Here is an 8,757-nt window from a genome sequence, read left to right as displayed (position 1 = left end):
AAAGAACAGCATTTAGCTGTTCTTTTTTTGTTGTTTTTAAAATTTTGTCGAATACCCTAAATTTGTCGAATTTTATCAAGCGCCTTTTCTAAAAATTTATAAGCTTCTTTTTAGGTTTAGTTTGTCTTAAGGAGTGGAATATAGAAATATATTTTTAAAGAGGTTAAATTTTTTAAAAAGGGTCAAAAATGAACATCAAGTACATACATTAAAATTGCAAATCCTTCAAGTTTTCATGTATAATTAACGTCAAATATAGTCAAAGTCAGAAATGGAGGAGGTTTGATGCGTAATATATCTGATATTATCGAGGACTACTTAAAAAGGGTCCTGGAAATGAGCGGAAGTGAAATCGTAGAAATTAAAAGAAACGAAATAGCTGAAAAGTTTCAGTGCGTTCCCTCGCAGATTAATTACGTGATCAATACACGCTTTACCATTGAAAAAGGATATGTGGTAGAGAGTAAGAGGGGTGGCGGAGGTTATATCCGTATTATTAAAGTAAAAGTGCATGACCAGTATGATTTAATTGAACAACTCGTTTCACTAGTAGGCAGCCAAATTTCACAGTCTGCGGCAGAAAATTTAATTTATCGCTTGGTGGAAGAGAAAGTAATCTCAGAGCGTGAGGCAAAAATCATGATTAGCGTAATGGATCGTTCTGTTTTATATATTGATCTTCCTGAAAGAGACGAACTGCGTGCAAGAATGATTACTTCTATGCTAATGGCCTTGAAATATAAATAATCTATAAGGGAGGTGGTTCTCTTTGATTTGTCAAAGCTGTAAAGAGAGACCTGCTTCACTTCATTTCACTAAAGCAATAAATGGTGAGAAGACAGAACTGCATTTATGTGAAAAGTGTGCACAAGAAAAAGGAGAGCAATATATGTTTAGCGAGCATCCTGATTTTTCTATAGGTAACTTGCTTGGGGGCTTATTCAACCTCAATACCCCTTTTTCATCGCAGCCTGCTCAGTATCCACAACAGAAGGTTTTAAAATGCGATAGCTGCCAAACTACTTTTCAACAATTTGTGAATAGAGGAAAGTTTGGCTGCGCTCATTGCTATGAAGCCTTTCAAGATCAACTTACTCCCATATTAAAAAGGTTGCAAAATGGCAATACCGTACACACAGGAAAAATACCAGCTAGAATTGGCGGTACCCTTTATTTGAAAAGAGAAATAGCTGAATTAAGAGGAAGACTTCAACAGGCGATCGCCGATGAAGAGTTTGAATTGGCAGCTGACATTCGCGATCAAATCCGCTCTCTCGAAAAAAAAGTGCTTTCTGAAGGAGGAGAGTCGTGATGTCTCTAGAAAAGTTTATTAACCAGGCTGTCAGCTCCTGGATGAACAATGAAGGGCCTCAGGCAGATATTGTTTTAAGCTCTAGAGTTCGTCTAGCGCGAAATCTAGAGGATTATCATTTTCCTTCCCTTTTAAAAGCAGACCAAGCTGAAGAGATGATTGCCAGGATCAGTGAGGGGGTTCAGGAAAAGTATCTCCTGGAGTTATTAAAGATGGAGGACTTATCTTCATTACAAAAAAGAGTGCTCGTAGAGAAGCATTTAATTAGTCCTTATCTAGCCGATACCTCTGCTTATGGCGCTGTTCTTCTTTCAGAATCAGAAGACATTAGTATTATGGTTAATGAAGAAGATCATATTCGAATTCAATGCCTTTCTCCGGGCTTACAGTTAAAAGAAACACTCAAAAAAGCAAATGATCTTGATGATGCAATTGAAGCGAAAGTTAAGTATGCTTTTGATGAACAGAGAGGGTATTTAACGAGTTGTCCAACCAACGTGGGCACAGGCTTACGGGCATCTGTTATGATCCATTTGCCGGGACTCATATTAACTCAGCAGCTTAACCGGATTGTTCCTGCGATTAGCCAGCTTGGATTTGTGGTCAGAGGTATATATGGAGAAGGCAGTGAAGCTTTAGGCAATATTTTTCAAATATCGAACCAGTTAACATTAGGCAAGTCAGAAGCGGATATAGTAGAAGATTTGATCAGTATTGTCCACCAGATTATCGCGCATGAACAGTCAGCAAGAGAAGCGTTAGCCAACACATCTTCTATCCGTTTGGAAGACAAAGTATTCCGTTCTTATGGTGTATTAACAAATAGCCGCATTATCGAAACAAAAGAAGCTGCTCAGTGCTTATCAGATGTAAGATTAGGAATCGATATCGGTTATATTGATAATGTTTCTAGAAGTATTTTAAATGAGTTAATGATTTTGACACAACCAGGCTTTTTACAACAATATGCCGGCGGACCGCTCCGTCCTGAAGAAAGGGATATCCGGCGTGCAGCCTTGATAAGAGAGCGGCTACAGTTAGAAGAAAATTGTTGATGTAAAGGAGATGGATGGATATGATGTTTGGTCGTTTTACGGAAAGAGCACAGAAAGTATTAGCGCTTGCACAGGAAGAAGCACTTCGTCTAGGACACAGCAATATTGGCACAGAGCATATTTTATTAGGTCTAGTGCGTGAAGGAGAAGGCATTGCAGCGAAAGCACTTTATGGGCTTGGACTCAGCGCAGAGAAAATTCAAGAAGAAGTCGAGAATTTAATCGGCAGAGGAGAAGGAAGCTCTCAAACGGTTCATTACACTCCTCGCGCTAAAAAGGTAACAGAATTATCAATGGACGAAGCAAGAAAGCTCGGTCATTCTTATGTTGGAACAGAACACATATTACTTGGACTAATCCGCGAAGGAGAAGGTGTAGCGGCTCGTGTTCTGAGTAACTTGGGTGTTAGCTTAAATAAAGCACGACAGCAGGTTCTTCAGCTGCTCGGCAACAACGAAACAAATGGCCACCAAGGCGGCTCTACATCGAATGCTAATACGCCTACACTTGATGGCTTGGCTCGCGATTTAACCGTCATTGCGAGAGAAGGCAGCTTAGACCCTGTAATTGGGCGTAGCAAGGAAATACAGCGTGTTATTGAGGTTCTAAGCAGAAGAACGAAAAATAACCCAGTCCTGATCGGGGAGCCTGGTGTAGGTAAAACAGCGATTGCTGAAGGTCTCGCTCAACAAATTGTTAATAATGAAGTACCCGAAACGCTTCGTAATAAGCGTGTCATGACTCTTGATATGGGTACTGTTGTAGCAGGAACAAAATATCGCGGTGAATTTGAGGATCGCTTAAAGAAAGTAATGGACGAAATCCGCCAGGCAGGCAATATTATTCTATTCATTGATGAGCTTCATACGTTGATTGGAGCAGGCGGCGCAGAAGGAGCTATTGATGCTTCTAACATTCTGAAACCGTCTCTCGCTCGCGGTGAATTGCAATGTATCGGTGCGACAACGCTTGATGAATACCGCAAATACATTGAAAAAGATGCAGCTCTTGAACGGCGATTCCAGCCAATCCAAGTGGATGAGCCAACATTAGAAGAGTCCATTCAGATATTAAAAGGATTAAGAGATCGCTACGAAGCGCATCACCGTGTTTCGATTACGGATGAAGCGATCGATGCAGCTGTCAAAATGTCTGACCGCTATATTTCTGACCGCTTCCTTCCTGATAAAGCGATCGACTTAATTGATGAAGCTGGTTCAAAAGTTCGTTTGCGCTCGTTTACTACTCCTCCTAACTTGAAAGAGCTGGAGGTAAAACTAGAAGGCATTCGCAAGGAAAAAGATGCGGCTGTTCAAAGCCAAGAGTTTGAAAAGGCGGCTTCCCTCCGTGATGCCGAGCAAAAGCTACGGGAAGAGTTAGAAAAAACGAAAAATAGCTGGAAAGAAAAGCAAGGTAAAGAGAACAGTGAAGTAACAGTAGAGGATATCGCCAAGGTTGTATCAAGCTGGACGGGAATCCCGGTTTCGAAATTAGCTCAAACAGAAACAGAGCGCTTGCTTAAATTGGAAGAGATCTTGCACTCTCGCCTGATTGGTCAGGAAGAGGCCGTAAAAGCTGTTTCTAAAGCTGTCCGCCGGGCAAGAGCAGGATTGAAAGATCCGAAACGTCCAATTGGTTCTTTCATCTTTCTGGGACCTACAGGAGTCGGTAAAACCGAGCTCGCTAAAGCGTTAGCTGAATCCATGTTTGGTGATGAAGATGCGATGATTCGTATCGACATGTCCGAGTACATGGAGAAACATTCGACATCCCGACTCGTCGGATCACCTCCAGGTTATGTAGGTTATGATGAAGGCGGCCAGCTTACTGAAAAAGTTCGCCGCAAACCATATTCCGTTATTTTGCTCGATGAAATTGAAAAGGCTCACCCGGATGTTTTCAACATTTTATTGCAAGTATTAGAAGACGGCCGCTTAACGGATTCGAAAGGGCGCACCGTAGACTTCCGCAATACCGTATTGATTATGACATCAAATGTTGGAGCGGATTCATTGCGCCGCAATAAATTTGTTGGATTTAACATTCAAGATGATGAGCAGGATTTCAAAGATATGAAGGGCAAAGTAATGGAAGAATTAAAACGGGCATTCCGTCCTGAATTCATCAACCGTATTGATGAAATTATCGTCTTCCATGCTTTAGAGAAGAAGCATCTAAAAGAAATTGTTACATTAATGGCTGATCAATTGACAAAACGTCTGAAAGAACAAGATATTATTGTCGATTTATCTGATCGTGCGAAGGAGAAAATTGCCGATGAGGGCTATGATCCAGAGTACGGAGCGCGCCCATTACGTCGTGCCCTGCAAAAGCAGGTGGAAGATCGCTTATCAGAAGAATTGCTGAAAGGAAAGGTTTTAGCAGGCCAGCAAGTATTAGTAGATGTAGAAGACGGCGAATTTGTTGTAAGAACTAAAGAACCATCGACTGCAAAATAAAGAGGCTGTCCCATAATGCCCGGCTCCTCCTATATGAGCTGCTATTTATAGCAGCGCTAGGGGGCGCCAGGCTTTTTATTATAGAGCCGGCTTTTTTGGAAGGAATTATATAAAGAGGTGGAACAAACATGGCGAAGAAAAAAACAAAATTTATTTGCCAATCTTGTGGTTATGAGTCGGCAAAGTGGATGGGGCGCTGTCCAGGTTGTGGAGAATGGAATCAAATGGTGGAGGAAGTAGCGATTACTGGAACGCCTAAAAGGACTTTTATGCATTCAGAACAGACGACTGCTTCCAAACCAACGAAGCTCTCAAATGTAGAAACGATTCAAGAACCCCGTGTGAAAACGAAGCTAAAAGAATTTAACCGAGTGCTCGGTGGAGGAGTCGTTCCTGGTTCACTCGTTTTAATTGGCGGCGACCCAGGAATCGGGAAATCTACCCTGTTGTTACAAGTTTCTGCTCAACTATCAGCAAATAAAAGCAGGGTATTATATATTTCCGGCGAAGAATCTGTTAAGCAGACCAAATTAAGAGCGGAAAGATTAGCTGTAAGGGAAGAAGAACTCTTTATCTATTCAGAAACGAATCTACAGTTAATTCACACGGCGATTGAGCAGCTCTCCCCATCCTTCGTAATTATTGACTCTATTCAGACGGTCTATCACCCAGAGGTAACCTCGGCGCCTGGCAGTGTCTCTCAAGTAAGAGAATGTACGGCTGAGTTAATGAGAATAGCTAAAATGAATGGCATTGCCATTTTTATCGTGGGGCATGTTACGAAAGAAGGATCTATTGCTGGACCCAGATTATTGGAGCATATGGTGGATACTGTGTTATATTTTGAGGGAGAACGTCATCATACGTACCGAATTTTAAGAGCGGTGAAGAATCGCTTCGGTTCTACGAATGAAATGGGGATCTTTGAAATGAAAGAGGAAGGATTAGAGGAAGTAGAAAATCCTTCAGAAATCTTTCTTGAAGAGCGTTCTCAAGGATCTTCGGGGTCAACGGTAGTGGCTTCTATGGAGGGAACAAGACCGGTCCTCGTTGAAATTCAGGCCCTCGTTTCGCCAACTGTTTTTGGAAATCCGCGGCGAATGGCGACTGGAATCGATCATAACCGTGTAACACTTTTAATGGCTGTTCTGGAAAAGCGTGTGGGGCTTTTATTGCAAAATCAAGATGCTTATTTAAAAGTAGCCGGTGGTGTAAAGCTTGATGAACCAGCGATTGACCTTGCTGTTGCTGTAAGTATTGCTTCTAGCTTTCGTGATCAGCCGACGAATCCAGCTGATTGTTTTATAGGGGAAGTTGGCCTGACAGGAGAAGTACGACGTGTTTCAAGAATAGAACAAAGAGTGAATGAAGCAGTCAAACTTGGATTTACTAGAATTATTCTTCCTGCTAATAATCTTGGTGGCTGGAAAGTACCAGAAGGAGTAGAAACAGTCGGCGTTTCTACTGTTAACGAAGCATTACAGTTTGTATTTGGCAAGTGATGTTGCAGGTTGGCCTGCAGGGCTATCCGCAGGCTTTTAGGCATTTTTTCAAAAAAGCGATTGTATCTGGAAGAAAGTGTTTATAATAATAACAGGGAGGTGAAGTCAGGATGTTGAAGCGTCTCGTGCAGGCGGGTTTTATTATTTTAGGGGGAACACTTGGCATTATTCTTATTCCGGACTTATTAAGGCTTATTCATTTAGATCATTTAACTTTAATTAATAATCCATACGTTGCAGTCGTCATAGGGGCGATCATTTTCTATATGCTAACGTTTTGGGCTGTAGATTATATTATTGATTTTGTTAAATGGATGGAAGACCGAATTGTCACGGCCCCGTTAACTGACATTCTTTCAGGAAGCTTAGGGCTTATTTTAGGATTGATCGTGGCTTTTCTAGCCGGAAATACATTGAACTCCATCGAAATACCGATCGTCAATACAGTAGCCCCCATTTTTTTAACAATATTATTGGGGTATCTTGGCTTCCAGGTTGGCTTCAAGAAACGTGATGAAATGACGAATTTATTCACGATTAATAGAGGTAACAGGAAGAAAGAAGCGGAGACGATGGATAACCCGCCTTTAGAACAAAAGTCATTTAAACTATTGGATACGAGCGTTATTATTGATGGCAGAATCGCTGACATCTGCCAAACAGGCTTTTTAGAAGGCTGCTTAATTATCCCGCAGTTTGTGTTAGAAGAGCTGCAGCACATTGCAGATTCCTCTGATACACTTAAGCGCACGAAGGGCCGGAGAGGGCTTGATATTTTGAATCGCATTCAAAAAGACATTCCGGTCGATGTAGAAATTGTGGAGAGGGACTTTGAAGATGTTCAGGAAGTAGACAGCAAGCTGGTGAAGCTGGCAAAAGAAATGAACGGCATTGTCGTCACGAATGACTTTAACTTAAACAAAGTGTGTGAGCTGCAAAAGGTACAGGTCCTAAATATTAACGACCTCGCTAATGCGGTAAAACCATTGGTCATTCCGGGAGAAGAAATGAAAGTTCTCGTGATAAAAGACGGAAAAGAACAGCGGCAAGGAATTGCTTATTTAGATGACGGAACAATGATCGTCGTAGAAGAGGGCCGTGATTACATTGGCAAGCAAATTGATGTGATTGTGACAAGTGTGCTGCAAACATCAGCTGGCCGAATGATCTTTGCTAAGCCGAAGCTAATAGAAAAAGCGCTTTAAAGGAGCAGGGGAATATGAATTATCAAGTAGTCATTCCAGCTGCCGGCCGGGGAACGAGAATGAAAGCAGACAAAAACAAGCTGCTGCTCTTGTTGCGTGGCCGCCCAGTTATCATTCATACGCTGGAGGTTTTTGAGAAAGATCCTAATTGTAATGGCATTATCCTTGTTGTTCAGCCAGAGGAAGCATCTATGTTCTCGAATTTAGTTTCTGAGTATGAGGTTTCTAAAGTAAAGAAGTTAGTTCATGGCGGTGCTGAGCGGCAGGAGAGTGTGTATAACGGCTTAAAGGAAGCAAACTTGACCGACATTGTACTTGTTCATGATGGAGCAAGGCCCTTTATCACGATACCGATCATTAGCCGACTAGTAGAAAAAGCAGGGGAAACAGGAGCAGCCATTGCGGCTGTTCCTGTAAAAGATACGATTAAGCGTGTAGAAGGCGGAATAGTTGCTGAGACAGTTGAACGCTCAAGCTTGTGGTCCGTTCAGACACCACAAGCTTTTCGTATGCCGTTGATTATGCAGGCACATGAAAAGGCTCAGGTGGATCACTATGTTGGCACAGATGAGGCCTCTTTGGCTGAAAGAGCTAACATACCGGTTCAAATTGTAGAAGGCGACTATGATAATATAAAATTGACAACACCAGAAGATCTCGTTTTTGCAGAAGCGATTATTCAAAAAAGAAAATTACTATAGAGGTTGAAGGAGAAAAAGTATGTTTCGAATTGGACAAGGCTTTGATGTACATGAATTTGCGGAAAATCGGCCACTAATTGTTGGAGGAGTAACCATCCCGCATGAGAAAGGGTTAATTGGCCACTCAGATGCAGATGTTCTATTGCACACGGTAACAGACGCTGTTCTTGGTGCGGTAGGAGAAGGGGATATTGGCCGTCATTTTCCGGATACAGATCCAGCGTTCAAAGACGCTGACTCGGCTGTTTTACTTGAGCATGTATGGAAGATCGTGAAGAAAAAAGGATTTGTTCTCGGTAATGTAGACTGCACGATTATGGCGCAAAGACCTAAAATGGCACCTTATATCGGACAAATGCGGGAAAGAATCGCCGGGTTACTAGAAGCAGATATTTCCCAGGTAAATGTGAAGGCAACGACAACAGAGAAACTAGGATTTATTGGCAGAGAAGAAGGAATTGCTGCCCAAGCGGTTGTTTTATTAATAGCAAAAGAAGGGGAACCCTCTTCCTTCTAAGAAAAG

General features: G+C 41.9%; 8 protein-coding genes. All 8 read left to right on the top strand.

Features of this window, described 5'->3' with window-relative positions; all coding sequences use genetic code 11:
* Positions 1-285 precede the first annotated feature (285 nt).
* Entirely contained in the window at positions 286-747 is a 462-nt protein-coding gene (locus tag A8F95_RS07330; RefSeq protein ID WP_049659299.1) for a CtsR family transcriptional regulator, read from the top strand.
* A 22-nt stretch (positions 748-769) separates the two neighbouring features.
* Entirely contained in the window at positions 770-1,312 is a 543-nt protein-coding gene (gene mcsA, locus A8F95_RS07325; protein ID WP_065409934.1) for a protein-arginine kinase activator protein McsA, read from the top strand.
* On the top strand, positions 1,312-2,367 hold the full coding sequence (gene mcsB, locus A8F95_RS07320; RefSeq protein WP_065409933.1) for a protein-arginine kinase McsB: 1,056 nt from the start codon (positions 1,312-1,314) through the stop codon (positions 2,365-2,367). The genes mcsA and mcsB overlap by 1 nt, the downstream gene beginning before the upstream one ends.
* Positions 2,368-2,387: 20 nt before the next feature.
* Positions 2,388-4,826 carry an ATP-dependent protease ATP-binding subunit ClpC gene (gene clpC, locus A8F95_RS07315; protein ID WP_049659306.1) on the top strand — a complete coding sequence of 813 codons (2,439 nt, stop codon included), beginning with the start codon at positions 2,388-2,390 and terminating at the stop codon, positions 4,824-4,826.
* A gap of 128 nt (positions 4,827-4,954) precedes the next feature.
* Positions 4,955-6,328, top strand: a complete 1,374-nt coding sequence (gene radA, locus A8F95_RS07310) for a DNA repair protein RadA (RefSeq protein ID WP_049659307.1) — start codon at positions 4,955-4,957, stop codon at positions 6,326-6,328.
* A 110-nt stretch (positions 6,329-6,438) separates the two neighbouring features.
* A complete protein-coding gene (locus tag A8F95_RS07305) occupies positions 6,439-7,533 on the top strand; it encodes a PIN/TRAM domain-containing protein (protein ID WP_049659309.1) in 1,095 nt (364 codons plus the stop codon).
* Positions 7,534-7,547: 14 nt separating this feature from the next.
* Positions 7,548-8,234 (top strand): 2-C-methyl-D-erythritol 4-phosphate cytidylyltransferase, encoded by a 687-nt coding sequence (gene ispD, locus A8F95_RS07300; RefSeq protein WP_065409932.1) that lies wholly within the window; start codon positions 7,548-7,550, stop codon positions 8,232-8,234.
* 19 nt (positions 8,235-8,253) lie between these two features.
* Positions 8,254-8,751, top strand: coding sequence for a 2-C-methyl-D-erythritol 2,4-cyclodiphosphate synthase (gene ispF / locus A8F95_RS07295; RefSeq protein WP_065409931.1), 498 nt, complete (start codon positions 8,254-8,256; stop codon positions 8,749-8,751).
* Positions 8,752-8,757 lie beyond the last annotated feature (6 nt).

The organism is Pseudobacillus wudalianchiensis, assembly GCF_001685015.1.
Classification (GTDB): Bacteria; Bacillota; Bacilli; order Bacillales; family Domibacillaceae; genus Pseudobacillus; species Pseudobacillus wudalianchiensis.
Note: the sequence above shows the minus strand (reverse complement) of the source record. Positions and strands in the feature narration are given on the sequence as shown.